At 55.0% G+C, this 25710-nt stretch carries 34 protein-coding genes; 33 read left to right on the top strand and 1 reads right to left on the bottom strand.

Annotation, left to right across the window (positions count from 1 at the left end; all coding sequences use genetic code 11):
- The first annotated feature begins 33 nt into the window (after positions 1–33).
- The 32 genes from fusA to rplQ all read left to right on the top strand — a co-directional run bounded on the left by fusA (position 34) and on the right by rplQ (position 20686).
- Positions 34–2106, top strand: coding sequence for an elongation factor G (gene fusA, locus ACKVOS_RS12710; protein ID WP_409212360.1), 2073 nt, complete (start codon positions 34–36; stop codon positions 2104–2106).
- Positions 2107–2197: 91 nt separating this feature from the next.
- Entirely contained in the window at positions 2198–3388 is a 1191-nt protein-coding gene (gene tuf / locus ACKVOS_RS12705) for an elongation factor Tu (RefSeq protein WP_183941966.1), read from the top strand.
- A gap of 158 nt (positions 3389–3546) precedes the next feature.
- A complete protein-coding gene (gene rpsJ / locus ACKVOS_RS12700; protein WP_022672862.1) occupies positions 3547–3858 on the top strand; it encodes a 30S ribosomal protein S10 in 312 nt (103 codons plus the stop codon).
- A gap of 237 nt (positions 3859–4095) precedes the next feature.
- Positions 4096–4944, top strand: coding sequence for a 50S ribosomal protein L3 (rplC, locus tag ACKVOS_RS12695; RefSeq protein WP_409212359.1), 849 nt, complete (start codon positions 4096–4098; stop codon positions 4942–4944).
- A 3-nt stretch (positions 4945–4947) separates the two neighbouring features.
- Positions 4948–5601 (top strand): 50S ribosomal protein L4, encoded by a 654-nt coding sequence (gene rplD / locus ACKVOS_RS12690; RefSeq protein ID WP_409212358.1) that lies wholly within the window; start codon positions 4948–4950, stop codon positions 5599–5601.
- Positions 5601–5912, top strand: a complete 312-nt coding sequence (locus ACKVOS_RS12685) for a 50S ribosomal protein L23 (protein WP_143776731.1) — start codon at positions 5601–5603, stop codon at positions 5910–5912. Before rplD ends, ACKVOS_RS12685 begins: the two co-directional genes overlap by 1 nt.
- A 10-nt stretch (positions 5913–5922) precedes the next feature.
- Complete coding sequence (gene rplB / locus ACKVOS_RS12680) at positions 5923–6759, top strand: 50S ribosomal protein L2 (RefSeq protein ID WP_409212357.1); 837 nt, start codon at positions 5923–5925, stop codon at positions 6757–6759.
- 3 nt (positions 6760–6762) lie between these two features.
- A complete protein-coding gene (rpsS, locus tag ACKVOS_RS12675) occupies positions 6763–7038 on the top strand; it encodes a 30S ribosomal protein S19 (RefSeq protein ID WP_295442689.1) in 276 nt (91 codons plus the stop codon).
- The gene (gene rplV, locus ACKVOS_RS12670) at positions 7038–7418 is read left to right on the top strand and encodes a 50S ribosomal protein L22 (RefSeq protein WP_409212356.1); all 381 of its coding nucleotides are present in this window, start codon (positions 7038–7040) and stop codon (positions 7416–7418) included. The genes rpsS and rplV overlap by 1 nt, the downstream gene beginning before the upstream one ends.
- A gap of 3 nt (positions 7419–7421) precedes the next feature.
- Positions 7422–8126: a 30S ribosomal protein S3 gene (gene rpsC / locus ACKVOS_RS12665; protein WP_409212355.1), complete on the top strand. Its 705-nt coding sequence runs from the start codon at positions 7422–7424 to the stop codon at positions 8124–8126.
- A gap of 15 nt (positions 8127–8141) precedes the next feature.
- Positions 8142–8576 (top strand): 50S ribosomal protein L16, encoded by a 435-nt coding sequence (rplP, locus tag ACKVOS_RS12660; RefSeq protein ID WP_158902175.1) that lies wholly within the window; start codon positions 8142–8144, stop codon positions 8574–8576.
- Between the two features lies 1 nt (position 8577).
- On the top strand, positions 8578–8790 hold the full coding sequence (gene rpmC, locus ACKVOS_RS12655; RefSeq protein WP_160354570.1) for a 50S ribosomal protein L29: 213 nt from the start codon (positions 8578–8580) through the stop codon (positions 8788–8790).
- Positions 8791–8801: 11 nt separating this feature from the next.
- Positions 8802–9071: a 30S ribosomal protein S17 gene (gene rpsQ / locus ACKVOS_RS12650; RefSeq protein ID WP_409212354.1), complete on the top strand. Its 270-nt coding sequence runs from the start codon at positions 8802–8804 to the stop codon at positions 9069–9071.
- A 4-nt stretch (positions 9072–9075) separates the two neighbouring features.
- Positions 9076–9444 carry a 50S ribosomal protein L14 gene (rplN, locus tag ACKVOS_RS12645; protein WP_125229589.1) on the top strand — a complete coding sequence of 123 codons (369 nt, stop codon included), beginning with the start codon at positions 9076–9078 and terminating at the stop codon, positions 9442–9444.
- A gap of 2 nt (positions 9445–9446) precedes the next feature.
- Positions 9447–9767, top strand: a complete 321-nt coding sequence (gene rplX, locus ACKVOS_RS12640) for a 50S ribosomal protein L24 (protein ID WP_409212353.1) — start codon at positions 9447–9449, stop codon at positions 9765–9767.
- A complete protein-coding gene (rplE, locus tag ACKVOS_RS12635) occupies positions 9760–10344 on the top strand; it encodes a 50S ribosomal protein L5 (protein ID WP_409212352.1) in 585 nt (194 codons plus the stop codon). The genes rplX and rplE overlap by 8 nt, the downstream gene beginning before the upstream one ends.
- Positions 10344–10649, top strand: a complete 306-nt coding sequence (gene rpsN / locus ACKVOS_RS12630) for a 30S ribosomal protein S14 (protein WP_160354572.1) — start codon at positions 10344–10346, stop codon at positions 10647–10649. The genes rplE and rpsN overlap by 1 nt, the downstream gene beginning before the upstream one ends.
- Positions 10650–10661: 12 nt before the next feature.
- The gene (gene rpsH, locus ACKVOS_RS12625; protein WP_160354573.1) at positions 10662–11057 is read left to right on the top strand and encodes a 30S ribosomal protein S8; all 396 of its coding nucleotides are present in this window, start codon (positions 10662–10664) and stop codon (positions 11055–11057) included.
- Positions 11057–11590 (top strand): 50S ribosomal protein L6, encoded by a 534-nt coding sequence (gene rplF / locus ACKVOS_RS12620; protein WP_160354574.1) that lies wholly within the window; start codon positions 11057–11059, stop codon positions 11588–11590. The genes rpsH and rplF overlap by 1 nt, the downstream gene beginning before the upstream one ends.
- 3 nt (positions 11591–11593) lie before the next feature.
- Positions 11594–11947: a 50S ribosomal protein L18 gene (gene rplR / locus ACKVOS_RS12615; RefSeq protein WP_409212351.1), complete on the top strand. Its 354-nt coding sequence runs from the start codon at positions 11594–11596 to the stop codon at positions 11945–11947.
- A 2-nt stretch (positions 11948–11949) separates the two neighbouring features.
- Positions 11950–12651, top strand: coding sequence for a 30S ribosomal protein S5 (gene rpsE, locus ACKVOS_RS12610; RefSeq protein WP_409212403.1), 702 nt, complete (start codon positions 11950–11952; stop codon positions 12649–12651).
- A 5-nt stretch (positions 12652–12656) separates the two neighbouring features.
- Positions 12657–12833 carry a 50S ribosomal protein L30 gene (gene rpmD, locus ACKVOS_RS12605; protein ID WP_373474981.1) on the top strand — a complete coding sequence of 59 codons (177 nt, stop codon included), beginning with the start codon at positions 12657–12659 and terminating at the stop codon, positions 12831–12833.
- 60 nt (positions 12834–12893) lie between these two features.
- Positions 12894–13430: a 50S ribosomal protein L15 gene (gene rplO / locus ACKVOS_RS12600; protein WP_409212350.1), complete on the top strand. Its 537-nt coding sequence runs from the start codon at positions 12894–12896 to the stop codon at positions 13428–13430.
- Between the two features lie 171 nt (positions 13431–13601).
- Positions 13602–14978, top strand: coding sequence for a preprotein translocase subunit SecY (gene secY, locus ACKVOS_RS12595; RefSeq protein WP_409212349.1), 1377 nt, complete (start codon positions 13602–13604; stop codon positions 14976–14978).
- A 36-nt stretch (positions 14979–15014) separates the two neighbouring features.
- Positions 15015–15659, top strand: a complete 645-nt coding sequence (locus ACKVOS_RS12590) for an adenylate kinase (RefSeq protein WP_409212348.1) — start codon at positions 15015–15017, stop codon at positions 15657–15659.
- A 49-nt stretch (positions 15660–15708) separates the two neighbouring features.
- Positions 15709–16410, top strand: a complete 702-nt coding sequence (locus tag ACKVOS_RS12585; RefSeq protein WP_409212347.1) for a hypothetical protein — start codon at positions 15709–15711, stop codon at positions 16408–16410.
- 6 nt (positions 16411–16416) lie between these two features.
- Positions 16417–16872 (top strand): ATP-dependent zinc protease, encoded by a 456-nt coding sequence (locus ACKVOS_RS12580; protein WP_409212346.1) that lies wholly within the window; start codon positions 16417–16419, stop codon positions 16870–16872.
- Between the two features lie 14 nt (positions 16873–16886).
- Positions 16887–17792, top strand: a complete 906-nt coding sequence (rimK, locus tag ACKVOS_RS12575) for a 30S ribosomal protein S6--L-glutamate ligase (RefSeq protein WP_409212345.1) — start codon at positions 16887–16889, stop codon at positions 17790–17792.
- Between the two features lie 174 nt (positions 17793–17966).
- Positions 17967–18335 (top strand): 30S ribosomal protein S13, encoded by a 369-nt coding sequence (rpsM, locus tag ACKVOS_RS12570; RefSeq protein ID WP_158902205.1) that lies wholly within the window; start codon positions 17967–17969, stop codon positions 18333–18335.
- A gap of 56 nt (positions 18336–18391) precedes the next feature.
- Positions 18392–18781 carry a 30S ribosomal protein S11 gene (rpsK, locus tag ACKVOS_RS12565; RefSeq protein ID WP_125229604.1) on the top strand — a complete coding sequence of 130 codons (390 nt, stop codon included), beginning with the start codon at positions 18392–18394 and terminating at the stop codon, positions 18779–18781.
- Positions 18782–18926: 145 nt separating this feature from the next.
- Complete coding sequence (locus tag ACKVOS_RS12560; RefSeq protein ID WP_409212344.1) at positions 18927–19988, top strand: DNA-directed RNA polymerase subunit alpha; 1062 nt, start codon at positions 18927–18929, stop codon at positions 19986–19988.
- A gap of 281 nt (positions 19989–20269) precedes the next feature.
- On the top strand, positions 20270–20686 hold the full coding sequence (gene rplQ, locus ACKVOS_RS12555; protein ID WP_409212343.1) for a 50S ribosomal protein L17: 417 nt from the start codon (positions 20270–20272) through the stop codon (positions 20684–20686).
- Between the two features lie 79 nt (positions 20687–20765).
- Here the strand turns inward: rplQ and clpB are convergent, their stop codons facing one another.
- Entirely contained in the window at positions 20766–23342 is a 2577-nt protein-coding gene (gene clpB / locus ACKVOS_RS12550) for an ATP-dependent chaperone ClpB (RefSeq protein ID WP_409212342.1), read from the bottom strand.
- A gap of 195 nt (positions 23343–23537) precedes the next feature.
- Here clpB and ACKVOS_RS12545 point away from each other — a divergent pair, with 195 nt between their 5' ends.
- Positions 23538–25649 (top strand): penicillin acylase family protein, encoded by a 2112-nt coding sequence (locus ACKVOS_RS12545; protein WP_409212341.1) that lies wholly within the window; start codon positions 23538–23540, stop codon positions 25647–25649.
- Positions 25650–25710 lie beyond the last annotated feature (61 nt).

The following is a 25710-nucleotide window of genomic DNA, read 5'->3' as shown; positions in this document are numbered from 1 at the left end:
CGTATTGGCGGTCCACACTTCGGAGTAACGATCATGGCACGCAGCCATCCACTGAATATGTATCGTAATATCGGTATTATGGCGCACATCGACGCCGGTAAGACCACGACCACCGAGCGTATCCTTTTTTACACCGGCAAGTCGTACAAGATCGGTGAAGTCCATGATGGCGCGGCCACTATGGATTGGATGGAGCAAGAACAGGAACGTGGTATCACTATCACGTCGGCTGCAACGACTTGCTTTTGGAACGATCACCGGATCAACATCATCGACACCCCCGGCCACGTTGACTTCACGATTGAAGTTGAACGTTCGCTGCGCGTGCTCGATGGTGCGGTTGCATGCTTTGACGGCGTAGCCGGCGTTGAGCCGCAATCGGAAACCGTATGGCGTCAGGCCGACAAATACGGCGTTCCGCGCATGTGCTTCATCAACAAGCTCGACCGGACCGGCGCGAACTTCAAATATTGCGTGCAGTCGATCATTGACCGTCTGGGTGCGAAACCTGCGGTGCTGTATATTCCAATCGGTCTTGAGGCGGATTTGAAGGGTCTTGTCGATCTGGTCAACAACCGCGCTATCATCTGGAAAGATGAAAGCCTGGGCGCCGATTTCTTCTACGAAGATATTCCGGCTGATCTGGCTGCCGAAGCGGCAAAATACCGGAGCGACCTGATCGAGCTTGCTGTCGAACAAGACGATGACGCTATGGAAGCCTATCTTGAAGGGAATGAGCCTGACGTTGCAACGCTGAAGGCGTTGATCCGCAAGGGTACGCTGAACCAGTCTTTTGTGCCTGTATGCTGTGGCTCTGCGTTCAAGAACAAGGGTGTTCAGCCTTTGCTCGACGCGGTGGTGGATTATCTGCCTTCGCCACTCGACATCGAAGACGTGCAGGGTGTCCACATGGACACGCTGGAACCAGACAGCCGTCCGCCTGCTGACGATGCCCCGTTCTCGGCGCTTGCGTTCAAGGTTATGAATGACCCGTTTGTGGGCTCGCTTACCTTTATCCGCATCTATTCAGGTTCGCTGGTCAAGGGCACATATCTGAACTCGGTCAAGGACAAGAAAGAAAAAGTCGGACGTATGCTCGAAATGCACGCTAACGAACGTAAGGACGTTGACGAGGCATTTGCAGGCGACATTATCGCGCTTGCCGGCATGAAAGAAACAACGACTGGCGATACGCTGTGCGCGGAACGTTTCCCGATCATCCTTGAGCGGATGGAATTCCCGGATCCGGTTATCGAATTGTCGGTGGAACCAAAGACCAAGGCTGACCAGGAAAAGATGGGCATTGCGCTCAACCGTCTGTCGGCTGAAGATCCTTCTTTCCGCGTTTCGACCGACCATGAATCGGGCCAGACGATCATCAAGGGGATGGGCGAGCTTCACCTCGACATCATCGTTGACCGTATGCGCCGTGAATTCAAGGTTGAAGCCAATGTGGGTGCGCCGCAGGTGGCGTATCGCGAATATCTCGCCCGCGAAGTCGACATTGATTACACCCACAAGAAGCAGTCGGGTGGTTCAGGTCAGTTCGGCCGCATCAAGTTCACCGTAAAACCGGGCGAACGTGGGTCGGGCATTACTTTCAAGGACGACGTCAAGGGCGGTAATATTCCGAAAGAATATATCCCTTCGGTTGAAAAGGGCATGCGCGAGACCGCCGAATCAGGTTCGCTTATCGGCTTCCCGATCATCGATTTTGAAATCATCCTGTATGATGGCGCTTACCATGACGTCGACTCGTCGGCTTTGGCATTCGAAATTGCCGGTCGCGCCGGTATGCGTGAAGCGGCGCAAAAAGCAGGCATCAAATTACTTGAACCGATCATGAAGGTTGAAGTTGTCTCTCCGGAAGAATATCTGGGCGACGTGATTGGCGACATGAACTCGCGTCGGGGCCAAATCCAAGGCACGGACAGCCGCGGTAATGCTCAAGTTGTAGAGTCGATGGTGCCGCTGGCCAACATGTTTGGCTATGTAAACCAGCTCCGCTCGTTCACACAAGGGCGTGCCAATTATTCGATGTTCTTCGATCATTATGATGAAGTTCCATCGAACGTTGCAGCGGAAATCAAGGAGAAGCTTGCCTGATAGGCAAAAGCGGATTAAGGGCGGCGCCTGATTCAGCAGGCGTCGTCCCAACTGATCAATATATTACCTAATCGAAAGAAGGTTTGATAAAATGGCAAAGGCTAAATTTGAGCGGACGAAACCGCATTGCAACATCGGCACCATCGGTCACGTTGACCATGGCAAAACCACGCTGACTGCAGCTATCACCAAGATTATGGCTGAAACTTATGGCGGTACCGCTGTTGATTTCGCCAACATTGACAAGGCACCGGAAGAGCGCGAGCGCGGCATCACCATTTCGACAGCGCACGTCGAATATGAAACCGCTGGCCGCCACTATGCGCACGTCGACTGCCCAGGCCACGCTGACTATGTTAAGAACATGATCACCGGTGCGGCGCAGATGGACGGCGCGATCCTCGTTGTGAACGCTGCAGACGGCCCGATGCCACAGACTCGCGAGCACATCCTGCTTGCACGTCAGGTTGGCGTTCCCGCACTTGTCGTTTACATGAACAAGGTCGACCAGGTTGACGATGAAGAAATTCTCGAACTGGTTGAAATGGAAATCCGCGAGCTTCTCTCGAAATATGATTTCCCTGGCGACGATATTCCAATCGTTCGTGGTTCGGCGCTTGCTGCCCTCGAAGGCCGCGACGACAACATCGGTAAGGAATCGGTTCTTGCATTGATGGCCGCTGTTGATGAAGCCATTCCTCAGCCAGAGCGTCCAATCGACAAGCCATTCCTGATGCCAGTCGAAGACGTGTTCTCGATCTCTGGCCGTGGTACGGTTGTGACCGGTCGCGTTGAAACCGGCATCGTCAAGGTTGGCGAAGAAGTTGAAATCGTCGGCATCAAGGACACCAAGAAAACGACCGTTACCGGCGTTGAAATGTTCCGCAAGCTGCTCGACGAAGGTCGTGCGGGCGATAACATCGGTGCACTTGTTCGTGGCGTAGGCCGTGAAGAAGTTGAGCGTGGCCAAGTTCTCTGCAAACCCGGTTCGGTTACGCCGCACACGGAGTTCTCGGCAGAAATCTATGTTCTTTCGAAGGACGAAGGCGGCCGTCACACGCCATTCTTCGCAAACTATCGTCCACAGTTCTACTTCCGTACAACTGACGTAACCGGCGAAGTGATCCTTCCTGAAGGCACTGAAATGGTTATGCCAGGCGACAACGTGACGATCGCTGTGAAGTTGATTGCTCCAATCGCTATGGACCCGGGTCTCCGCTTCGCAATTCGCGAAGGTGGCCGCACCGTCGGTTCAGGGGTTGTCAGCACCATCACGAAGTAATATAGGCCGCGCATCCCGCCTGAGTCGTTGATTCGGCCAAAGACCGGGATGCGCGGTTTTTAGACATTCAAAACAGCTTATCCGGCTTCCAAAAGGCAAGTCGGACATGCTGTTTTTCGGCTCTTTGATATTGATAGAATTTGGAATTTGGTGAACCCATGGAAACGCAGAATATTCGCATCCGCCTGAAAGCATTTGACCATCGCGTCCTCGATCAGGCGACGGGCGATATCGCAGACACCGCACGCCGCACCGGCGCGCTGATCCGTGGACCAATTCCACTTCCTACCCGTATCGAAAAATTCACGGTGAACCGTGGGCCGCACGTCGATAAAAAGTCGCGTGAACAGTTTGAAGTTCGCACGTACAAAAGGTTGCTCGACATTGTGCAACCTACGCCGCAAACGGTTGATGCTTTGATGAAGCTTGATCTTGCCGCTGGCGTGAACGTTGAAATTAAGCTGGCGTAAAGCCAAGCGCAAAGAATTGGGGCTTCGGCCCTGAGGACATAGGAATACCGCCGGATGTTGTTCTTCGGAATAATGTTGTCCGGGCCGCGTTCCCCGTCTTACCGATTGGTTCTCATGTTGAACCATCGGTGCCTAGCCCGGACGGGGCATGCTTTTAAATTCAGGGCTGGATTTAGGCGTCACGCCCTCCTGGCAATCCTGCCAGCCGGGCCTCTGACTTAAGTTGGAGTATGGATCATGCGCACTGGCGTGATCGCGAAAAAGATGGGTATGATGCGCCTCTTCAATGAAGATGGCCGTCACGTACCTGTGACCGTTTTGGCGCTGGAAGGCTGCCAAGTGGTTGGAGCCCGCAGTCAGGAAAAGGATGGCTATTTTGCCGTTCGTCTTGGTGCCGGAGCCCGTAAAGCGAAAAATGTAAACAAACCGCAGCGTGGCGAATTTGCCAAGGCACAGGTCGAGCCAAAGGCTCGCGTTGCCGAATTCCGCGTTGAAAATGCCGATGGCCTTCTGCCTGTTGGCGCTGCTCTTTCAGCCGACCATTTTGTTGATGGCCAGTTGGTCGACATCACTGGCCATACGCAGGGTAAGGGCTTTGCCGGCGCCATGAAGCGTTGGGGTTTCGGTGGTATGCGTGCATCGCACGGCGTGTCGATCACTCACCGTGCTCATGGTTCGACTGGCCAACGTCAGGATCCAGGTAAGGTTTTCAAGAATAAAAAGATGGCCGGCCACATGGGCGACCGTCAACGTACCCAGCAAAATCTTGAGGTTGTCCGCACCGACGTGGCGCGCGGCCTTATTTTTGTGAAGGGTTCTGTTCCCGGCGCGAAAAATGGCTGGTTGATGGTACGTGACGCGGTGAAGCACCCGGTTCCTGCCGAAGCACCTTTTCCTGGCGCACTGAAGGGCGATAACGACGCTCCGGTCGTTGAAGAAGAAGTCATCGTCGCCACCGAAGAAGTTGTTGCCGACACTCCCGCTGTAGAAGCTGAAGCGCCTGCCGCTGAAGCTGCTCCCGCTGTCGAAGCTGCTGCTGATGAAGCACCTGCTGCCGATGCCGGCGAAGAAAAGAAGGAGGGCTAAGCCATGAAGCTCAAGGTTCAAACCCTAAATGACTCCGGCTCCGCCAAAGCCAAGGGCGACATTGATCTGAATGACGATGTGTTCGGTCTGGAACCGCGCGCCGACATTCTGCATCGCGTCGTTACATGGCAGCGTGAAAAGGCTCGCGGTACGGCCCGCCCAACGCGTGAGCGTTCGGACGTTGCCCGCACCGGCAAGAAATTCGGCAACCAGAAGGGTGGCGGTACTGCCCGTCACGGTGACCGCGCTGCGCCGATCTTCATCGGTGGTGGTAAGGCCCATGGTGCCCGTTTGCGTGACTTCAACCCGTCGCTGAACAAGAAGATCCGCAGCCTCGGCCTCAAAATGGCGCTTTCGAGCAAAGCCAAGGCCGGCACATTGATCGTTCTGGAAGATCTGGATCTAAAGGCAGCCAAGACCGCTGCGCTCAAGGGTCAGGTTGGCAAGCTCGGTTTCGGCAAGACAACGCTGGTCATCGATGGTGATACCGTCAATGACAATTTCCGCATGGCTTCGGCCAATCTGGTCGGCATCAACGTGATGCCTGCTGTTGGCGCGAATGTGTATGACATTTTGAAGCATGAGACGCTGGTTTTGACTCGCTCTGCGGTTGAAAAGCTCGAAGCGCGGTTCGCTCTTACGGGAGGTGCCAACTAATGGCCAAGTCTAAAGAAGCAATCGACGTGCGTCATTACGACGTGATCGTTGCCCCGCACATCACCGAAAAGGCGACATTGCTGTCTGAAAACAACGCGGTTGTTTTCAAGGTGAACGGCAATTCGACCAAGCCGCAGATCAAGGCAGCAGTCGAAGCCTTGTTCGACGTGAAGGTTCTGAACGTCAACACGCTGGTGCAAAAAGGCAAGACCAAGCGCTGGAAGGGCAAGCCCTACACGCGTTCGGATGTCAAAAAAGCGATCGTCACTTTGGCCGAAGGCCAGAGCATCGACGTGACCACCGGAATTTAAGGGCAGGATAATGGCACTCAAAAGCTACAAACCAACTAGCCCCGCCCGTCGCGGCCTTGTGCTCGTTGATCGTTCGAGCCTCTTTAAAGGTAAGCCCGTCAAGGCGCTTACCGAAGGCAAGAGCAAAACTGGCGGCCGGAACAATAAGGGCCATGTCACCTCGCGTGGTATCGGTGGCGGTCACAAACAGAAATATCGTTTGATCGACTTCAAGCGTCGCAAATGGGATATGCCTGCAACGGTCGAGCGTCTGGAATATGACCCCAACCGTTCCGCGTTTATCGCTTTGGTGAAGTATGAAGACGGCGAACTCGCCTACATCCTCGCGCCGCAGCGCCTCGCCGTTGGCGACAGCGTTGTTGCCGGTGAAAAGACCGACGTAAAGCCCGGCAACGCCATGTTGCTGAGCCAGATGCCGGTTGGCACCATCTGCCACAATATCGAAATGAAGCCCGGCAAGGGCGGTCAGATCGCCCGTTCGGCAGGCACCTATGTGCAGCTCGTCGGTCGTGATGGCGGACGCGTTATCGTCCGTTTGAATTCGGGTGAACAGCGGTACATCCTCGGAACCTGCATGGGCACCGTCGGCGCTGTTTCGAACCCTGACAATTCGAACACAACGCTCGCCAAGGCCGGCCGCAACCGCTGGCGCGGTATTCGCCCGCTGACCCGTGGTGTTGCAAAGAACCCTGTCGATCACCCGCATGGTGGTGGTGAAGGCCGTACCTCGGGTGGCCGTCATCCGGTTACGCCTTGGGGCAAGCCAACCAAGGGTGCTCGTACCCGCAGCAACAAGTCGACCGACCGGATGATCATCCGGTCACGGCATGCTAAGAAGAAGAGGTAACTCATGTCTCGTTCCGTCTGGAAAGGTCCGTTTGTTGACCTCTATCTGCTGAAAAAAGCAGAAACCGCTCAGGAAGCCTCGAAGGCTGCGCCCATCAAGACATGGTCGCGTCGTTCGACAATCCTGCCACAATTCGTTGGCCTGACGTTCAGCGTCTATAACGGCCACAAATTCATTCCCGTTTCGGTGAATGAAGACATGGTTGGCCACAAGCTGGGTGAGTTCGCTCCTACGCGTACCTATCACGGCCATGGCGCAGACAAGAAGGGCAAACGCTAATGGGCAAGGCATCCGCACCCCGTCGCGTCGCTGACAATGAAGCTTTGGCTGTTGGCACCACCATCCGTGGTTCGGCGCAGAAGCTGAATCTGGTTGCTGCGTTGATCCGTGGCAAAAAGGCTGAAGACGCGCTCAACATCCTGACTTTCTCGACCAAGGGCATGGCGCCTGACGTTCGTAAAGTCCTGGCATCCGCAATTGCCAACGCCGAAAATAACCACAATCTTGATGTCGACAGCCTTTTTGTTGCCGAAGCGAGTGTTGGCAAGGCGTTGACCATGAAGCGTTTCATGGCCCGCGGTCGTGGCAAATCGAGCCGGATTATCAAACCATTCAGCCGCTTGCGTATCGTTGTACGCGAAGCCCAAGAAGAGGCGTAAGTCATGGGTCAAAAATCAAATCCTATCGGGCTTCGCCTGCAAATCAACCGGACTTGGGACAGCCGCTGGTACGCCGAAGGTGCGGACTATGGCCGTATGCTTCTGGAAGATATCAAGATCCGCAAGTTCATCTTTGAAACCCTGCCCCAGGCTGCGATTTCAAAGGTTGTGATCGAGCGTCCGGCAAAAAATTGCCGCGTATCGATCTATGCTGCCCGTCCCGGTGTGATCATCGGCAAGAAGGGTGCGGACATTGAGAAGCTGAAAAAGCAGATCAACCAGTTCACCAGCGCCGATGTTTCGCTGAACATCGTTGAAATCCGCAAGCCGGAAGTCGACGCGAAGCTTGTTGCACAAGGTATCGCTGATCAGTTGATCCGCCGTATCGCTTTCCGTCGTGCCATGAAGCGCGCGATGCAGTCTGCAATGCGTTTGGGTGCAGAGGGTATCAAGATTACCTGCGGCGGTCGTTTGGGCGGTGCAGAAATTGCCCGCGTTGAATCGTACCGCGAAGGTCGCGTACCTGCACACACACTTCGTGCCAACATTGACTATGCCGAAGCCGAAGCACTGACTGCTTATGGCATCATCGGCATCAAGTGCTGGATCTTCAAAGGCGAAATCCTGGGTCATGACCCGATGGCAACCGACCGGCTGATGATGGAAGCGCAGACTTCCGGCGTCCGTCCGCAGTCCGATCGCCGCTGAGTTTAGGAACTAGACATGCTGCAACCAAAGAAAACCAAGTTCCGCAAACAGTTCAAGGGCCGCATCAAGGGCGAAGCCAAGGGCGGTTCGGACCTGAACTTCGGCTCATACGGCCTGAAGGCACTGGAACCCGAGCGGATTACCGCACGCCAGATCGAAGCGGCTCGCCGTGCGATTACGCGTCACATCAAGCGTCAGGGACGTTTGTGGATCCGCATCTTCCCGGACGTTCCGGTCACGAAGAAGCCTGCCGAAGTCCGTCAGGGTAAGGGCAAGGGTTCGGTCGAATATTGGGCCGCCAAGGTCAAGCCCGGCCGCATCATGTTTGAACTGGACGGCGTTCCTGGCCCGATCGCGGCTGTCGCTTTCCAGCGTGCTGCGATGAAACTGCCAATCAAGACCAAGGTCGTGGCTCGTCTCGGCGACACCTCGCATCTGGGAGCATCATAAGATGAGCAAGACTGAAGATCTGCGCGTCAAGACAGACGACCAGCTCGCCGTTCAACTCGGCGAACTGAAGCGCGAAGCGTTCAACCTGCGTTTCCAATCGGCCACCGGCCAGATGGAAAAGCCGGCCCGCGTCCGTGAAGTGCGTCGTGACATCGCCCGCATCAAAACTTTGCAAGGCGAGCGTCAAGCCGCTGCTGCAAAAGCAACGGCATAAGGAGCTAACCGATGCCAAAACGTATTCTCACAGGGACAGTGGTCTCCGGCAAGAATGACAAGACCATTGTCGTTCTCGTCGAACGCAAGGTGAAGCACCCGCTTTACGGCAAGATCATCCGTCGCACGAAGAAATATCATGCCCATGACGAAAACAATGTCGTCAAGGAAGGCCAAGTCGTCCGCATCGAAGAATGCGCGCCGATTTCCAAGAACAAGACCTGGCGCTTGGTAGCTGACGCTGCCGCTGCTCCGGTCGCTGCTGCAACGACGGAGGATTGATCCCATGATTCAGATGCAATCCAATCTCGATGTCGCAGACAACAGCGGTGCAAAGCGCGTCCAATGCATCAAGGTGCTGGGCGGTTCCAAGCGTCGCGTTGCCGGCGTTGGTGACATCATCGTGGTGTCGATCAAGGAAGCCGCGCCACGTGGCAAGGTGAAGAAGGGCGACGTGCACAAGGCCGTCATCGTTCGCACCCGCAAAGACATCCGCCGCGCCGATGGCTCGGTCATTCGTTTCGACTCCAACGCTGCTGTCTTGATCGGCAACAACAAGGAGCCGATTGGCACCCGTATTTTCGGACCGGTTGTTCGCGAATTGCGTGCCAAGAACCACATGAAAATCATCAGCTTGGCACCGGAGGTGCTATAACAATGGCTCTCGCAAAAATCAAAAAGGGTGACACGGTTGTCGTGCTCGCCGGTAAGGACAAGGGCAAGTCGGGCGAAGTAACCGCCGTGATGCCAAAGGACAGCAAGGTCGTCGTATCCGGCGTCAATGTTGCCGTGCGTCACCGCAAAGCTAGCCAAGCCAACCCTCAGGGCGGTCTCGACCGTTTTGAAGCTCCTTTGCACATTTCGAATGTTGCATTGGCCGACCCTAAAACAGGCAAAGCAACGCGCGTTCGCGTTGAAACCAAGGACGGCAAAAAGGTCCGCGTGGCCGTGAAGTCCGGGGAGACGATCAGTGGCTGATACAAAATACACTCCGCGCATGAAGCAGCGTTATGACGACACCGTCGTCAAGGGTCTGACCGAAAAATTCGGTTACACCAACCGCTTTGCTGTGCCTAAAATCGAAAAGATCACGCTCAACATGGGTGTGGGCGAAGGTTCGCAGGACAAGAAAAAGGTTACGACCGCTCTTGCCGAAATGGAATTGATTGCAGGTCAGAAGCCCGTCATCACCAAGGCGAAGAAGTCGATTGCCGGCTTCAAGCTGCGTGAAGGCATGCCAATCGGCGTGAAGGTTACGCTGCGTGGCGCCCAGATGTACGAATTCCTCGACCGTCTGGTGACCATCGCAATGCCGCGTATTCGCGACTTCCGCGGCCTGAACCCGAAGAGCTTTGACGGTCGTGGCAATTTTGCCATGGGCCTGAAAGAACAGATCATCTTCCCTGAAATCAGCTATGACGCCATTGATACGGTGCGCGGCATGGATGTTATCGTAACGACTTCGGCAAACACGGACGACGAAGCGCGCGAACTGCTTAAGCTGTTCGGCTTCCCTTTCCCTGTAGAAGAAGCTGAAGAAAAGGCGGCTGCATAATGGCTAAACTGAGCTCCATAAACAAGAATGAGCGTCGCAAGAAGCTGGCAAAGAAATATGCCGGTCGTTATGCGAAGCTGAAGGCGATGGCGAAGAATGAATCGCTCGACGAAAGCGAACGTTTGATTGCGCGTCTGAAGATGGCGGAAATTCCCCGTAACGGAAATCCACATCGTGTTCGTAACCGTTGTGAAACAACGGGTCGCCCCCGTGCTTATTACCGCAAATTCCGGCTGTGCCGTATTCAACTGCGTGATCTGGCCAATAAGGGCCTGATCCCGGGCGTCACAAAGTCAAGCTGGTAAGGATAGAAGAAGATGTCATTGACCGATCCTTTGGGTGATATGCTCACCCGTATCCGCAACGGCCAGCGGGCGAAGAAAGACTCTGTCGTTTCTCCCGCGTCCAAGCTGCGTGCCCGTGTTCTCGATGTTCTACAACGCGAAGGTTATATTCGCGGGTACAGCGAAGAGACCGTCGGCCAGCATCTGGGCCTGCGTATCGAACTGAAATATTTCGAAGGTGCGCCTGCGATCCAGCATGTTGCCCGCGTTTCGAAACCCGGCCGCCGCGTTTATTCAGGAAGCCAGGAGCTTCCGGTTATCCGCAACGGATTGGGTATCACCATCGTATCGACGCCAAAAGGCGTTCTGTCCGACGCCGAAGCGCGCGCCCAGAACGTTGGCGGCGAAATCCTGGCGGAGGTATTCTGATGAGCCGCATTGGTAAGAAACCTGTACCGATTCCTGCTGGCGTTACTGCAAGCATGGATGCCGGTACGCTGTCGATGAAGGGCCCCAAGGGCGAACTCAAAATGCCAATGAGCGATCTCATTTCCTATGAAATGAAGGACGAAGGCCTGTCGGTTATGCCTGCCAATGGCAGCAAGGCAGCGCGCGCGTTTTGGGGAATGCAACGGACATTGGTGCAAAATCTGGTTACCGGTGTAACCGAAGGATTTACCAAGGTGCTCGAAATCACCGGCGTTGGCTATCGTGCGAATGCACAGGGCAAAATGCTGAAACTGCAACTTGGCTACAGCCATGATGTGGATTTCGCGATCCCTGAAGGTATCGAAATCAAAACGCCCGACAACACCACGGTGGAAATCTCGGGCATGGACAAGCAGAAGGTCGGTCAGGTTGCTGCCGAAATTCGTCGCTGGAGAAAGCCAGAGCCTTATAAGGGCAAGGGCATCAAATACCGCGGCGAATATATCTTCCGCAAAGAAGGAAAGAAGAAGTAAGCCATGGCGAACCTATCTCTTTTTGCAAAGCGGCGCCTGCGCGTTCGTTCAAAGTTACGGGCCCAGGTTGCTGGCCGTCCCCGTCTTTCGGTGCATCGTACCGGTCGCCATATCTATGCCCAGATCATTGATGACAGCAAGGGTGTGACCGTTGCTTCGGCATCGACCCTGGACAAGGATGTCAAGGCGAAGAACGGTTCGACCGCAGAAGCGGCTGCCGATGTTGGCAAGCGCGTTGCGGCCGCTGCCAAGAAAGCTGGCGTTTCCAGCGTAGTTTTTGACCGTGGTGGTTTCCTCTTCCACGGTCGCGTCAAGGCGCTAGCCGATGCGGCGCGCGAAGGCGGATTGGAGTTCTGATGATGGCTGACGAAAATACCCAGACAGATGCACCAGTCGTTGACGGCGGCGCACCCGTAGACGCAGCCGGTGAAGGCCAGCGTCGTGGACGTGGCGGTCGTGGCGGCGGCGGCGGCGAAGGCCGCGGTCGTGGTCGTGGTGGTCGTGATGATCGTCGCCCTGCACAAGAAGAAGATGATGGCACGATTGAAAAGCTCGTCCACATCAACCGCGTTTCGAAGACCGTTAAGGGCGGTAAGCGCTTTGGTTTTGCGGCGCTGGTCGTCGTTGGCGACGGACAGGGTCGCGTTGGTTTTGGACATGGCAAGGCGCGCGAAGTGCCGGAAGCCATCAACAAGGCAACTGCGGCTGCAAAAAAATCGATGATCCGCGTTCCTTTGAAAGATGGCCGCACTTTGCATCATGATGGCCGCGGCCATTTTGGCGCCGGTAACGTAACCGTTCGTTCGGCACCTGCCGGTACGGGTATCATCGCCGGTGGTCCAATGCGTGCCGTGTTCGAGTCATTGGGCGTTGCAGACGTTGTGACCAAATCGGTTGGAACGTCGAACCCTTACAACATGGTCCGCGCAACCTTTGCGGCCTTGTCCGACCAGACAAGCCCGAAATCGGTAGCGCAACGTCGTGGCAAGAAAATCGCCGATCTATTGGGTCGCGGTGGCAGCAAGTCTGCTGAAGCCGACGCCGAAGCTATTGCGGAGTAATTGACATGGCGAAGATTAAAATCAAGCAGACCGGTTCGCCGATCCGCCGCCCGGCATCACAGCGCGCAACGTTGAAGGGCCTTGGCCTCGACAAGATGAACCGCGTTGTTGAACTGGAAGATACCCCGGAAATTCGTGGTATGATCCAGACCGTTCGGCACATGGTTGAAGTGCAGAAATGAATTTTCTCTCTCCCGCGTGCGGGATAGAGGCGCGAATTAAAGCGAAAGCGAGTGCATGATATGAAATTGAATGACATCCAGGATAATGAAGGCGCCCGCCATCGCCGTATGCGCGTGGGCCGTGGTATCGGTTCGGGCAAGGGCAAGACTTCGGGTCGCGGCCAAAAGGGCCAGACCAGCCGTTCAGGCGTTTCGATCAACGGATTTGAAGGTGGCCAGATGCCCCTCCACATGCGTATCCCCAAGCGTGGTTTCAACAATATCTTTGCCAAAGACCATGCTGAAGTAAATCTGGGCATGATCCAGAAGTTCATCGACGCCAAGAAGATCGACATCAAGGCTGTTGTCGACCACGCCGCCCTCAAGGCCGCTGGTCTTGCGCGCGGTGGTAAGGACGGCGTTCGCTTGTTGGCCAAGGGTGAATTGACTTCAAAAGTCAATTTCTCGGTTGCCGGCGCGTCCAAAGCGGCGGTTGAGGCTGTCGAAAAAGCCGGTGGTAAAGTTGATATCCTTGTAAAGGTTTCTGCTTCGGAAAAGGCGGCTGCGAAAAAGTCATCCGTTAAAAACGCCGCGAAGAACGCCGAAAACAAGAAATAAGACAGGCGGCGACGACTTCGCTCTTGTCATGCCAGCCCCGCTTCCCGATATGGGCTGGCGGGGTTTGACATTTCCGGTAGATATTCGTTGAATGTCGGACAAAATTTGGGATCTGGCGGGCAGCGCGAAGTATGCGATGTCTTCCTGATCCGGGAATAAGGAAAGTAACACATGGCATCTCGGGCCGACCAAATGGCTTCGAACCTCAATCTTTCGAAGTTCGGGCAAGCGACAGAATTGAAAAACCGCATCTGGTTTACAATCGGCGCGCTTATCATTTTCCGTTTGTTGAGCTTTGTTCCTTTGCCAGGCGTCGACCCTGTCGCACAAGCCGCGCTTTATGCAAATAATGCCGCTGGCGGTGTGCTCGATATCTTCAACACCTTTTCGGGCGGAAGCCTGGAGCGGATGAGTCTCATCGCGCTGGGTGTAATGCCTTATATTACGGCGTCTATTGTGGTGCAGCTTGCCGCGTCATTGTCGCCGACCCTTGCCGCCATCAAGAAAGAGGGCGAAAGCGGACGCAAGAAATTGAACCAATATACGCGGTACGGCACCGTATTTCTGACCGCCTTGCAAGGGTATTTCCTTGCGGCAGGACTTGAAAGCCTGGCGGCGGCCAATGGAATTGGCGCGGTGGTGGAACCGGGCCTGATGTTCCGGGTGGTTGCAACCATCAGCCTTGTTGGCGGCACCATGTTCCTGATGTGGCTGGGTGAACAAATCACGTCGCGCGGTATCGGTAACGGCATTTCGCTCATCATCATGGCTGGCATTGTCGCGCAATTACCGCGTCTGGTGGTCAATCTGCTGGAAGGTGGACGGACCGGTTCGATCAGCGGCTTTGTCATCGTTGGCTTTATTCTCATGTTTGTAGCGCTGACACTTTTGATCTGCTTCATGGAGCGCGGCCAGCGCCGCGTTCTCATCCAATATCCAAAGCGCGCAACGCAGCGTGGCATGATGCAAGCCGATCGCAGCCATCTGCCGCTCAAGATCAATACCGCCGGTGTTATCCCGCCAATCTTTGCATCGTCATTGCTCTTGTTGCCTATCACCATAACCCAGCTGGGCGGAAACAAGGTGGCGGGTGAAAGCGCGTTGGGCGATTTTGTGATCAGCCTGAACCAATATCTGGCACACGGCCAACCGGTATATTTGCTGCTCTACGGGCTTGGCATTGTATTCTTCTGCTTTTTCTACACCGCGGTTGTTTTCAATCCTGAAGAAACTTCGGAAAATCTGAAAAAGGCCGGCGGCTTCATTCCGGGTATTCGTCCCGGAAAGAACACCGAATCCTATCTGGATTATGTCCTGACCCGCATCACCGTGCTGGGCGCTGCTTATTTGACGTTGGTGTGTTTGTTGCCCGATTATGTGATGGCACAAACCGGCCAGCAGCAATTTTTCGCAATCGGCGGCACCAGCCTGCTTATTCTGGTGAATGTCACCATTGACACTATCTCCCAGATTCAAAGCCATTTGCTCGCGCATCAATATGGCGATTTGCTGAAAAAGGCGAAACTTAAAGGTGGCCGTACCCGGTAAACGGGGGCATCGGAACGATTGGGGGTAAGGCGTTTCATGAATATCATCCTATTAGGGCCACCAGGCGCGGGAAAAGGTACGCAAGCCAGCTATTTGGTTGATCAATATGGCATGGCCCAATTATCAACCGGCGACATGTTGCGCGCCGCGCGCAAGGCAGGAACCCCTTTAGGCGATCGGGTGGCTGCGGTGATGGATTCCGGTGGTCTTGTTTCCGATGATATTGTGGATGATCTTATCGGTGAAAAACTGGATTCGATGCCGCGCGATCAGGGCGCCATATTTGACGGCTATCCGCGAACCGCTGCACAAGCCCATTCGCTCGACCGGATATTGGCGGAGCGTGGCCGGACACTGGATTATGTGATCGAGCTGGAGGTTGACGAAGACGCTCTGGTGGATCGCATTACCGGCCGTTTCACCTGCGGTTCGTGCGGCGAAGGCTATCACGACCGTTACAAGCTGCCCGAAAAGGAAGGCGTGTGCGATAATTGCGGATCGACCGAATTCAAACGCCGCCCCGATGACAACGAAGAAACGGTGCGGACGCGCATGTCTGAATATCGCGCGAAGACAGCTCCCATTTTGCCGATATATGACGAACGTGGATTGGTCCGGCGGATCGATGGCATGGGCGCGATTGCAGATGTGACGCAGGCAATCGAAGAGATCATTGGCTGATTTCGGTTTTAGGGTATTGCTGTTGAGACTGCAAAACGCCAAAAACCGAATGATGAAAATCATCCTTCTAGCTGCAACAGCATCTGTTGCGATCACTTCTCCGGCATTTGCCGAAGTCAAAGCGTCGTCGGACACCGGCTTTAATAGTGTCCATCTCAATACGGTCGAGGCAAAGCCCGACGAAATCTGGAAACGCCTGATCGCGCCCAAGGATTGGTGGAACAAGGCGCATAGCTGGTCGGGATCGACCGACGGTTTTTACATCGATGCACAGGCCAATGGCTGCTTTTGTGAGCTGTTTCAGGAAAAGGGTGACGATGGTCGGTTGAAAACGGTCGGCAGCGTCGAACATATGCGGGTCATATTCGCGCAACCCCACAAGGTCTTACGCATGCAAGGCGCATTAGGTCCACTGCAATCCGAGGCTGTGACTGGAACACTCACCGTTGCAATGGAACCTTCGGATGATGGCGCAACAACAAAGATCAGTTTCTCTTATGTTGTGGGCGGCTACATGCGCTACAAAGTAGCCGAAATCGCCCCCGCCGTGGACAAGGTTTTGGGTGAGCAATTCCGGAATTTGATATCTCCATACAAGACTGCACAAGACAAGAGCATTGCGTCGCCCGACGGATTTTCCCTGGATGTCGAAAATCTGGAGGATGCAGAACCGGTTGCCACGCCGGCAAGCGTTGGCGATAATCCCGATAGCAGCGCATCGGACGTTCAACCCCAAATGCGTCGTCAATAGAATCCAATGTCCCTAGGCACCCAAAAGCGCTTGATAAAAAAAGTCGAGATTGGCTGGTGCGAAATGGTTGATATTCCGAGCCTTGGCCTGACCCAGGTCCACGCGAAAATGGATACCGGGGCCGCTACGTCGTCAATTCACGCGACCCGCGTAAAGCCCATCATCCGCGATGGCACGCCCAGCGTTGAATTCTGGTTCCGTTTGAACGCGGGTGAAAAGCCGAAGCGATATGAAGCTCCCATCATTGATCGCAGGGTGGTGCGAAGTTCCAATGGAGAAAAACAAGAACGCTATGTCATCGCGGCGCAATTTTGCTTCGGTAAGTTGTGTTGGAACGGCCAGATTACTTTGGCGAACCGGCGGTCGATGGCATTTCCGTTGCTTATCGGACGGCGGGCGTTAAAGCGCGGCTTCTTGGTCAATAGCGGACGCCGCTGGGTTCTGGGCAAACCGGCGAAATGAGGAATAAGGCTCACATGAAGATTGCAATGTTGGCGCGAAACGCCGACCTTTATTCCCACCGCCGATTGGTGGAGGCGGCTGCAGCGCGCGGGCATCAGATTGATGTGCTGAACACGTTGCGGGTGACGATGAATATTACCTCGCACCGCCCTGAGGCCTATTATCAAGGCGAAAAGCTGGGCAAATATGATGCAGTAATCCCGCGCATCGGTGCGTCGGTTACTTTTTACGGTCTCGCGGTGTTGCGCCAATTTGAAATGATGAACGTCTGGTCTTTGAATGAAAGTGTCGCCATCGGCCGGTCACGTGATAAATTGCGGTCGCTGCAGATACTGGCAAAAAAAGGCCTTGGCTTGCCGGTTACGGCATTCGCGCATGATCCAAAACAAACCGACGAAGTGATAAAAATGGTGGGCGGCGCGCCCGTCGTTATCAAGCTGTTGGAGGGGACGCAGGGTATTGGCGTTGTTTTGGGTGAAACCGACAAATCGGCGCGTTCCGTGATCGAGGCTTTTCGCGGCGCAAACGTGAACATACTGGTGCAGGAATTTATCAAGGAAGCAAATGCGACCGACATTCGCTGCTTTGTAATCGGCAACAAAGTGGTTGCCTCGATGCAACGTAAGGGTGCCGAAGGGGATTTTCGTTCCAATCTTCACAGAGGCGGTTCGGCGGAAGCTATTCGCATTACGCCAGAAGAACGGTCTACCGCCGTCAGGGCGGCGCGGGCAATGGGCCTGAACGTGGCCGGTGTGGATATGCTTCGATCAAACCACGGTCCTGTCATAATGGAGGTCAATAGCTCCCCGGGGCTTGAGGGAATAGAAAAAGCCAGTGGTAAAGACATAGCCGGTAAGATTATCGAGTTTATCGAAGAATATGCCGCTAGCGGCAAAACCAAGACAAAAGGCAAGGGATGATAGCCTCAGCCTATTGACAGAAATAGCGACTCACAGTAACGCGTTCCCAATTCCGATCATCTGGTGCCGCCAGCAGCGCTTTCTAGCGTCAGCTGGTTTTGTGCGTTTCGGAATGTCATCAGCGTTGAGATAGGGTTCGTCCTTCGGGGCACCTGTGGAGCAGGAGTAAGTAAATTGGCTCGTATTGCCGGGGTTAACATACCAACAAATAAGCGCGTGATCATTGCGCTTACCTATATTCACGGTATCGGTCGCACAAAAGCGCTCGAGATCGCGGACAAATTGGGAATTGATCACAGCCGCCGTGTGCAGGATCTTTCGGACGCCGAAGTTCTGCAAATCCGCGAAACCATTGATGCGGGCTACACCGTAGAGGGCGACCTTCGCCGCACCACATCGATGAACATCAAGCGTCTTATGGACCTCGCCTGCTACCGTGGCCTGCGCCACCGTAAGGGTCTTCCGGTCCGTGGCCAGCGCACGCACACCAATGCGCGCACCCGCAAGGGCAAGGCCAAGGCAATTGCTGGCAAGAAGAAGTAAGCACGGGTTCCGCCCGTCCACTTTTTCACGCATATTTCGAATAGGATACACATTTTATGGCACGCGAACCACAGCGCATTAAGAAGCGGGAACGCAAAAATATTTCGGCCGGTGTTGCCCATGTCAACGCCAGCTTCAACAACACGATGATCACGATCACCGATGCCCAGGGCAACGCGATCAGCTGGTCGTCCGCCGGCACCATGGGCTTCAAGGGCAGCCGCAAGTCGACCCCTTATGCCGCACAGGTTGCTGCAGAAGACGCCGGCAAGAAGGCCGCCGAACATGGCGTCCGCACGCTCGAAGTCGAAGTCAAGGGCCCCGGTTCGGGTCGTGAATCGGCTCTGCGCGCGCTGCAGGCTGTTGGCTTCACGATCACCTCGATCCGTGATGTCACCTCGATCCCGCACAACGGCGTTCGTCCTTCGAAACGCCGCCGCGTCTGATATTGTAGGGACTGTCCCCTGGGGGACTGTCCCGGCTCTCGTTTAGGGACAGTCCCCAAGGGGACAGTCCCAGTGAAGTTTCAATCGGACTGACCGGACGGTGCACCAAAAACCGGTTCAGTCCCAACCTAGCTAGGGGAAATCCATGTCCGTCAATATCAAGAACTGGCAGGAACTGAAAAAGCCCAATGCCCTCGAACTGAAGTCTGGCAGCGATGCGAAGCGTAAAGCAACCTTCGTCGCCGAACCTCTGGAGCGTGGCTTTGGCCTGACACTCGGCAACGCGCTGCGTCGCGTATTGCTCTCGTCGCTGCAAGGTGCAGCGATCACGTCGATCAAGATCGAGAACGTATTGCACGAATTCTCGTCGCTCGCCGGCGTGCGTGAAGATGTCACCGACATCGTTCTCAACATCAAGCAGGTTGCTCTGAAAATGGAAGGTGAAGGCCCCAAGCGGCTTCAGCTTTCGGCAACTGGCCCCGGTGCGGTAACGGCCGGTGATATCGCTGTGTCGGGTGACATTCAGGTTATGAACCCTGATCTTGTAATCTGCCATCTCGATGAAGGTGCAACCCTGAACATGGAAATCACGGCTGACAGCGGCAAGGGCTATGTCCCTGCGGTTGCCAACCGTCCGGCCGACGCGCCGATTGGTCTGATCCCCGTGGACAGCCTCTATTCGCCCGTCCGTCAGGTCGCCTACAAAGTCGACAATGCGCGTATCGGGCAAGAGCTTGACTATGACAAGCTGAACCTGACGATCGAAACCGACGGCACAGTTACCCCCGAAGACGCCGTGGCCTATGCCGCACGCATCCTTCAGGACCAGTTGCAGGTGTTCGTCCACTTCGAAGATTCAATGGCCGCAAGCTCGCCGATGATCGGCATGGCTGCACCATCGGCATCGTCGGAAGAATCGGACGCGAACCAGCTCAACCGCTACCTTCTCAAGAAGGTGGACGAACTGGAACTGTCGGTCCGCAGCGCAAACTGCCTCAAGAACGACAACATCATCTACATCGGCGACCTCGTTCAAAAGAGCGAAGCCGAAATGCTGCGTACCCCGAATTTCGGCCGCAAGTCGCTGAACGAAATCAAGGAAGTGCTGTCGTCCATGGGTCTGCGCCTCGGCATGGACATCCCTGGCTGGCCGCCCGAGAATATCGAGGAAATGGCCAAGAAGCTTGAGCAGGAACTGCTGGGCTAATTGCCGGAAAGGAGAGGGCGCTCCCCTCTCCGCTGCGACTAGGGTCTGCGGTGCAGCCCCAAGTCTCGCTCCTCTCCCCTGAAGGAGAGAGGGCACGTGATTTTCCCTCTCCCCTTCAGGGGAGAGGATATGAAGCCTTAGCCGTCAGGCTTAGGCGTAGTTGGAGAGGGGGAGGGGCCGTGCTGGCATCTCCGCCGATCAAAAAGGGCAATGGGCTCCCCCTCAAGCGGGCCTGCTACGGGGTACCTTACACGGCCCCATAACGAACGAAGGAAGTATTTATGCGTCATAAAGTTGGCCATCGTAAGCTACAACGTCCCACTGCGCACCGTAATGCGATGCTGCGTAACATGGCGGCATCGCTCATCAAGCATGAGCAGATCAAGACCACTTTGCCAAAGGCACGCGAATTGCGGCCTTATGTTGAAAAGCTGATTACGCTTGCGAAAAAAGGTGGCTTGTCCAACCGTCGCCTCGCGATGAGCCGTTTGATGGACGATGTTCAGCTGGTGAAATTATTCGACACGCTTGCGGCCCGTTATGCCGACCGCGCCGGTGGTTACAGCCGCGTTGTAAAGGCTGGTTTTCGTGGCAGCGATGCTGCTCCAATGGGAATCATTGAACTGGTCGACCGCGACGTTTCGGCAAAGGGCCAAGACAGCGGTCCCGTCGAAATGATGGATGACGACGCCGAATAAACGCGTTGTAATGTGACATTCAAAAGGGCGGCATCCGGCAAGGACGCCGCCCTTTTTGTCTATTCTAATTATACATTTTTCAAATTTTTAGAACCAACGCTCCATCGCCTTCATCAACGTGCACTGTTGCGCCATCGGGAGCTTCGCCGCGCAACAGTTTGTCGGCGAGCGGGTCCTGTAGATAACGCTGGATCGCACGTTTCAGCGGTCGCGCGCCATAGACAGGGTCATAGCCGACCCGGCCAAGCCACGCTTTGGCTTTGTCGGTCAGGTTCAATTCGATCTTTCGATCCTTGAGTAATTTTTGTACCCGCTGAACCTGAATTTCGACAATAGGAGCCATATGTTCGACGCCGAGGCGATGGAACAAGATGGTTTCATCAAGGCGGTTCAGAAATTCCGGCCGGAAATGGCTGCGAACAATTTCCATAACCTGAGGTTCGACATCTTTCACATCCTGCCCATCTTCCAGAGCTGCCAGATATTGGCTGCCCAAATTGGAGGTCAGAATGATAAGCGTATTTGAAAAATCAACGGTGCGGCCCTGGCCATCGGTCAGGCGTCCGTCATCGAGCACCTGCAACAAGATGTTAAAGACATCACTATGGGCTTTCTCAACCTCGTCGAACAGTACGACCTGATAAGGCCGACGTCTGACGGCCTCCGTTAGCACGCCGCCCTCTTCATAACCGACATAGCCCGGGGGGGCACCAACCAGCCGGGACACGCTATGTTTTTCCATGAATTCGGACATGTCGATGCGGACCATCGCATTGTCATCGTCGAACAAAAAGCTTGCCAAGGCCTTGGTAAGTTCGGTCTTGCCGACGCCAGTGGGGCCAAGAAACAGAAACGATCCGAGTGGTCGGTTGGGGTCTTGCAACCCTGCGCGGCTGCGGCGGACTGCCTTCGAAACCGCTTCGACCGCATCCTTCTGGCCAATGACGCGGCTTCCGATCAGCGCCTCCATATTGAGAAGCTTGTCACGTTCGCCTTCCAGCATTTTGTCAACGGGAATTCCGGTCCACCGGCTGACAACGCTTGCGATATCCTGCGCGGTGACCTCTTCACGCAGCATGGCGTTGCCCGCAATCGCCTCGGCCTCTTCCAACTGCCTTTCGAGGCCGGGAATGGTGCCATATTGCAATTCACCCGCCTTGGCGAGGTCACCCCCGCGTTGAGCTTGTTCCAACTCGATACGCGCAGCGTCCAGCAATTCCTTGATTTTGGCTTCGGCGGAAATTTTTTCCTTTTCCGCTTGCCAGCGCCGGGTCAATTCCGCTGATTGCTGCTCCAGATTGGCAAGATCGTTTTCCAGAGTCGCGAGCCGGTCCTTGGACGCGTTATCACTCTCCTTTTTCAGGGCTTCGCGCTCGATCTGCAATTGCATGATCCGGCGGTCGAGATTTTCAATTTCCTCGGGCTTGGATTCAACTTCCATCCGCAGTCGCGACGCTGCTTCGTCCATCAAATCGATGGCCTTGTCTGGCAGAAAACGGTCTGAAATATAACGGTGTGAGAGTGTCGCCGCGCTAACCAGCGCGCCGTCGGTAATCCGCACACCGTGGTGCAGCTCATATTTTTCCTTCAGGCCCCGCAGGATGGAAATTGTGTCTTCCACCGTTGGTTCGCCCACGAACACCGGTTGGAACCGGCGTTGCAGGGCGGGGTCTTTTTCGACATGTTTCTGATATTCATCTAATGTTGTGGCCCCGATGCAGTGCAGTTCGCCGCGCGCCAAAGCCGGCTTGATCAGATTGGCCGCGTCCATGGCGCCTTCGCCTTTGCCTGCGCCGACCAGCGTGTGCATCTCGTCAATGAACAAGATGATATCGCCCTCGGCCTGTTTGACCTCGTCCAGCACACCTTTCAGCCGTTCTTCAAATTCGCCGCGATATTTCGCGCCCGCAATCAGCGAGCCCATGTCGAGCGAGAGCAGCTTGCGATGCTTCAGACTGTCAGGCACGTCGCCATTGGCGATGCGGAGCGCGAGACCTTCTGCAATGGCAGTCTTGCCCACGCCGGGTTCCCCGATCAATACCGGATTATTCTTGGTACGGCGGGCCAAAATCTGGATGGTGCGGCGGATTTCTTCATCGCGGCCAATCACGGGATCCAATTTACCAGCGCGCGCCACTTCGGTTAGGTCGCGCGCAAATTTTTTGAGCGCGTCATAGCGGTCTTCGGCACCGGATGTATCTGCAGTCCGCCCACCACGCAGATCATTTATGGCGGCATTCAACCCATCGGCATTTATCCCTGCCGCCGCCAGTGCCTTACCCGCCGCAGTTGTTGTGGAAAGGGCCAAAGCCAGCAACAGCCGTTCGACGGTGACATAGCTGTCACCTGCCTTTTGCGCGACTTGCTCAGCGGAATCGAGGACACGGACGGCGTCGTTGTCGAGCCCGGGCGTTTGCTGGGCACCACCTCCCGATACAGCAGGCACTTTGGCTAAGGCCGCGTCGGTATCGCGAAGAGCAATGGCTGCATCGCCACCTGCGGCTTTGATAAGGCCGGATGCCATGCCCTGCTCATCTTCAAGCAAGGCTTTCAACAGATGCTCGGCACTGATCCGCTGATGGCTCATTCGGATGGCTACAGTTTGCGCGCTTTGCAGGAAGCCTTTGGCGCGGTCGGTAAATTTGTCGAGATTCATGTCCTCATTCCATCTTTCTCAAATGCTTCCCCACGCGTGATTTAGGAAGTGTTCATAGAAGATGTAATGTTGCATTTTTGCCACACAAGGGCGGCTGGCAATTTTATTACCACCGTTGTTCGGCTCGCTCCAATAAGTGGCGACATTGTGGTTACGACTTGCTAAAAAAAGAAAAAATAGTGTCAGGAGAGAGAAATGCGGCGTTGGCTGTTGGGTATATCGGGTGTTATCGCTGTCGTTGCATTTGCAGCTCTTGTCTGGGAACCATTGGTCGCGACCGAATATGCCGCACCCTCACCCCGCAAATATGATGTTGAAATCGCACGCGATTCATATGGAGTCCCGCATATAAACGGCAAAACCGACGCCGATACGGCTTACGGGTTGGCCTTTGCCCATGCCGAAGATGATTTCTCAACGATCGAAGATGTTGTTGCAATGACCCGCGGACGATACGGTGCATTGGCGGGATCGGACGGTGCCAAAGTTGATTATGTGCTCCATTTCCTTGGCGCGCGCGAGACGGCCGAGCGGCGCTATACAGAATTGTCACCGGCGGTTCGGGCTGTTGCGGAAGGCTATGCATCCGGTTTGAACCATTATGCAAAAACACACCCTGATGAAGTTCGCTTGTCAAAGCTGTTTCCGGTAACGGGTCAGGATATCGTCACCGGGTTCGTATTGCGGGCCCCATTCTTTTATGGCTTGGATAGCGTGATCGGTGCATTGGCCGAAGGAAAGCCGCAGCCTCGTGAAAGTGCGGCGCGAATGACGCCGATTGGCCGCGACCCTGAAATGAACGGTTCGAACGCGTTTGCAATTGCGCCCGAGCGGATGGCCGACGGCAAGACATGGCTGATTTCCAATTCGCACCAACCTTATGAAGGTCAAGTCGCGTGGTACGAGGCGGTGACCCATTCGGGTGAAGGTCTCGACATGGCAGGTGCATTATTTCCCGGATCACCTTTTGTGCTGTTGGGTCACAATCGTAATCTCGGGTGGACGAACACCGTGAACCGGCCGGATCTGGTCGATGTGTATAAGCTTGTGCTGAATGAAGCTGGCGATAAATACCGTTTCGACGGCAAATGGATAACTCTGCAAACAAAGCGCATATGGTTGCCCGTAAAGTTCGGGCCGTTCACTCTGCCTGTACCGCAAACCGTCTATCGTTCGATCCACGGACCGGTAATCAAAAATAAAAACGGCGCGTTTGCCGTTCGTTATGCGGGCATCGACAGCGTAAAGGCGGTCGAGCAATATTACAGAAACACGAAGGCAAAAGACTGGGCCGAATGGTCAAAGTCTATGGCCATTGGCGGCATTCCTGCGACAAATTTTGTCTATGCGGACAAAACGGGACGCGTTGCCTATATTTACAATGCTCTGTTCCCGGACCGTAAACCTGGTTTTGATTACACAGGTGAATTACCTGGCGACACCTCTGCCGCGCTCTGGAATGGTCCTGTCGGATTTGATCGCTACCCAAAGATTGTCGATCCGGCATCCGGCTTTGTCCAGAATGCCAACAATAATCCATTTCTGGCCGCAGGTCCGGGGTCGGAAATGAAGCCGTCGGACTATTCTCCTTATCTGGGTATTGAACGTGGCATGACCAATCGCGGATTGCGGGCAACAGAATTGCTCGCGGCAGATACATCCATTACGCCCGAGGAGCTTTTGGCGATCAAGATGGATACCGTTTATAGCAAACAAAGCTGGGTGGGCGCTTGGATGGCTGCGTTTGCGGCGCTGGATTTGAAGGACGATCCCGAGCTACAAAAGGCACAGAAATTGTTGGCTGGATGGGATTGGTCGAGCGATGGAAACGGCGCGGCGGATGCTTTTGCCGAACGTATCATCCGCTTGGGTGCGCGGGCGAACTGGCGCGGTGATCCGATGCCGGATGCGCGCAAGACGCTGAAAGAGGCCGTGGATGAATTCCAGCTTCGGTTCGGACGGATTGATCCGCCGCTTGCCGATATCCAAAGGCTAAGGCGTGGAGCGGTCGACATGGCCATGCTTGGCGGTACCGATGCGTTGCGTGCGACGACCATGTGGGATCCGGATCAGGCGGATAAAAAAGCGCGTGTACGTCATGGCGATAGCTTCATCATGTTGGTGCGGTGGGACAAGAACGGCACGCTGAAATCGGAATCAATCCAGCCTTATGGTGCCGCGACAACGCGCCCTGAATCGTCGCATTATACCGACCAGATGAAGCTGTTTGTTGCGGGCAAATATAAACCCGTCCATTTTGAATGGGCGGACGCTGTCAAGAATGCAAAGCGCCGTTATCGTCCGTAAATGCCGTTTGTCGAAATTGTGCGGTGGCCGCATTGTCTTTGCCCGCCGTTCCGTTATCTTT

The organism is Sphingorhabdus sp. (genome assembly GCF_046154385.1).
Lineage (GTDB): Bacteria > Pseudomonadota > Alphaproteobacteria > Sphingomonadales > Sphingomonadaceae > Sphingorhabdus_B.
This window is presented reverse-complemented; position numbering and strand designations above follow the sequence as displayed.

Bases quoted from the DNA above. Each gene is read 5' to 3' on its own strand.
- rpsE (WP_409212403.1), top strand. From the start codon at position 11,950: ATGGCTGACGAAAATACCCAGACAGATGCACCAGTCGTTGACGGCGGC.
- rpsC (WP_409212355.1), top strand. From the start codon at position 7,422: ATGGGTCAAAAATCAAATCCTATCGGGCTTCGCCTGCAAATCAACCGG.
- tuf (WP_183941966.1), top strand. From the start codon at position 2,198: ATGGCAAAGGCTAAATTTGAGCGGACGAAACCGCATTGCAACATCGGC.
- secY (WP_409212349.1), top strand. From the start codon at position 13,602: ATGGCATCTCGGGCCGACCAAATGGCTTCGAACCTCAATCTTTCGAAG.
- rplR (WP_409212351.1), top strand. From the start codon at position 11,594: ATGGCGAACCTATCTCTTTTTGCAAAGCGGCGCCTGCGCGTTCGTTCA.
- rpsK (WP_125229604.1), top strand. From the start codon at position 18,392: ATGGCACGCGAACCACAGCGCATTAAGAAGCGGGAACGCAAAAATATT.
- ACKVOS_RS12580 (WP_409212346.1), top strand. From the start codon at position 16,417: ATGTCCCTAGGCACCCAAAAGCGCTTGATAAAAAAAGTCGAGATTGGC.
- rplV (WP_409212356.1), top strand. From the start codon at position 7,038: ATGGGCAAGGCATCCGCACCCCGTCGCGTCGCTGACAATGAAGCTTTG.
- rpsN (WP_160354572.1), top strand. From the start codon at position 10,344: ATGGCTAAACTGAGCTCCATAAACAAGAATGAGCGTCGCAAGAAGCTG.
- rplP (WP_158902175.1), top strand. From the start codon at position 8,142: ATGCTGCAACCAAAGAAAACCAAGTTCCGCAAACAGTTCAAGGGCCGC.
- rplX (WP_409212353.1), top strand. From the start codon at position 9,447: ATGGCTCTCGCAAAAATCAAAAAGGGTGACACGGTTGTCGTGCTCGCC.
- rplC (WP_409212359.1), top strand. From the start codon at position 4,096: ATGCGCACTGGCGTGATCGCGAAAAAGATGGGTATGATGCGCCTCTTC.
- rpsQ (WP_409212354.1), top strand. From the start codon at position 8,802: ATGCCAAAACGTATTCTCACAGGGACAGTGGTCTCCGGCAAGAATGAC.
- ACKVOS_RS12545 (WP_409212341.1), top strand. From the start codon at position 23,538: ATGCGGCGTTGGCTGTTGGGTATATCGGGTGTTATCGCTGTCGTTGCA.
- rpmD (WP_373474981.1), top strand. From the start codon at position 12,657: ATGGCGAAGATTAAAATCAAGCAGACCGGTTCGCCGATCCGCCGCCCG.
- ACKVOS_RS12590 (WP_409212348.1), top strand. From the start codon at position 15,015: ATGAATATCATCCTATTAGGGCCACCAGGCGCGGGAAAAGGTACGCAA.
- rpsH (WP_160354573.1), top strand. From the start codon at position 10,662: ATGTCATTGACCGATCCTTTGGGTGATATGCTCACCCGTATCCGCAAC.
- rimK (WP_409212345.1), top strand. From the start codon at position 16,887: ATGAAGATTGCAATGTTGGCGCGAAACGCCGACCTTTATTCCCACCGC.
- rplD (WP_409212358.1), top strand. From the start codon at position 4,948: ATGAAGCTCAAGGTTCAAACCCTAAATGACTCCGGCTCCGCCAAAGCC.
- ACKVOS_RS12560 (WP_409212344.1), top strand. From the start codon at position 18,927: ATGTCCGTCAATATCAAGAACTGGCAGGAACTGAAAAAGCCCAATGCC.
- ACKVOS_RS12685 (WP_143776731.1), top strand. From the start codon at position 5,601: ATGGCCAAGTCTAAAGAAGCAATCGACGTGCGTCATTACGACGTGATC.
- rplQ (WP_409212343.1), top strand. From the start codon at position 20,270: ATGCGTCATAAAGTTGGCCATCGTAAGCTACAACGTCCCACTGCGCAC.
- clpB (WP_409212342.1), bottom strand. From the start codon at position 23,342: ATGAATCTCGACAAATTTACCGACCGCGCCAAAGGCTTCCTGCAAAGC.
- ACKVOS_RS12585 (WP_409212347.1), top strand. From the start codon at position 15,709: ATGATGAAAATCATCCTTCTAGCTGCAACAGCATCTGTTGCGATCACT.
- rpsS (WP_295442689.1), top strand. From the start codon at position 6,763: ATGTCTCGTTCCGTCTGGAAAGGTCCGTTTGTTGACCTCTATCTGCTG.
- rplB (WP_409212357.1), top strand. From the start codon at position 5,923: ATGGCACTCAAAAGCTACAAACCAACTAGCCCCGCCCGTCGCGGCCTT.
- rpmC (WP_160354570.1), top strand. From the start codon at position 8,578: ATGAGCAAGACTGAAGATCTGCGCGTCAAGACAGACGACCAGCTCGCC.
- rplF (WP_160354574.1), top strand. From the start codon at position 11,057: ATGAGCCGCATTGGTAAGAAACCTGTACCGATTCCTGCTGGCGTTACT.
- fusA (WP_409212360.1), top strand. From the start codon at position 34: ATGGCACGCAGCCATCCACTGAATATGTATCGTAATATCGGTATTATG.
- rplN (WP_125229589.1), top strand. From the start codon at position 9,076: ATGATTCAGATGCAATCCAATCTCGATGTCGCAGACAACAGCGGTGCA.
- rpsJ (WP_022672862.1), top strand. From the start codon at position 3,547: ATGGAAACGCAGAATATTCGCATCCGCCTGAAAGCATTTGACCATCGC.
- rplO (WP_409212350.1), top strand. From the start codon at position 12,894: ATGAAATTGAATGACATCCAGGATAATGAAGGCGCCCGCCATCGCCGT.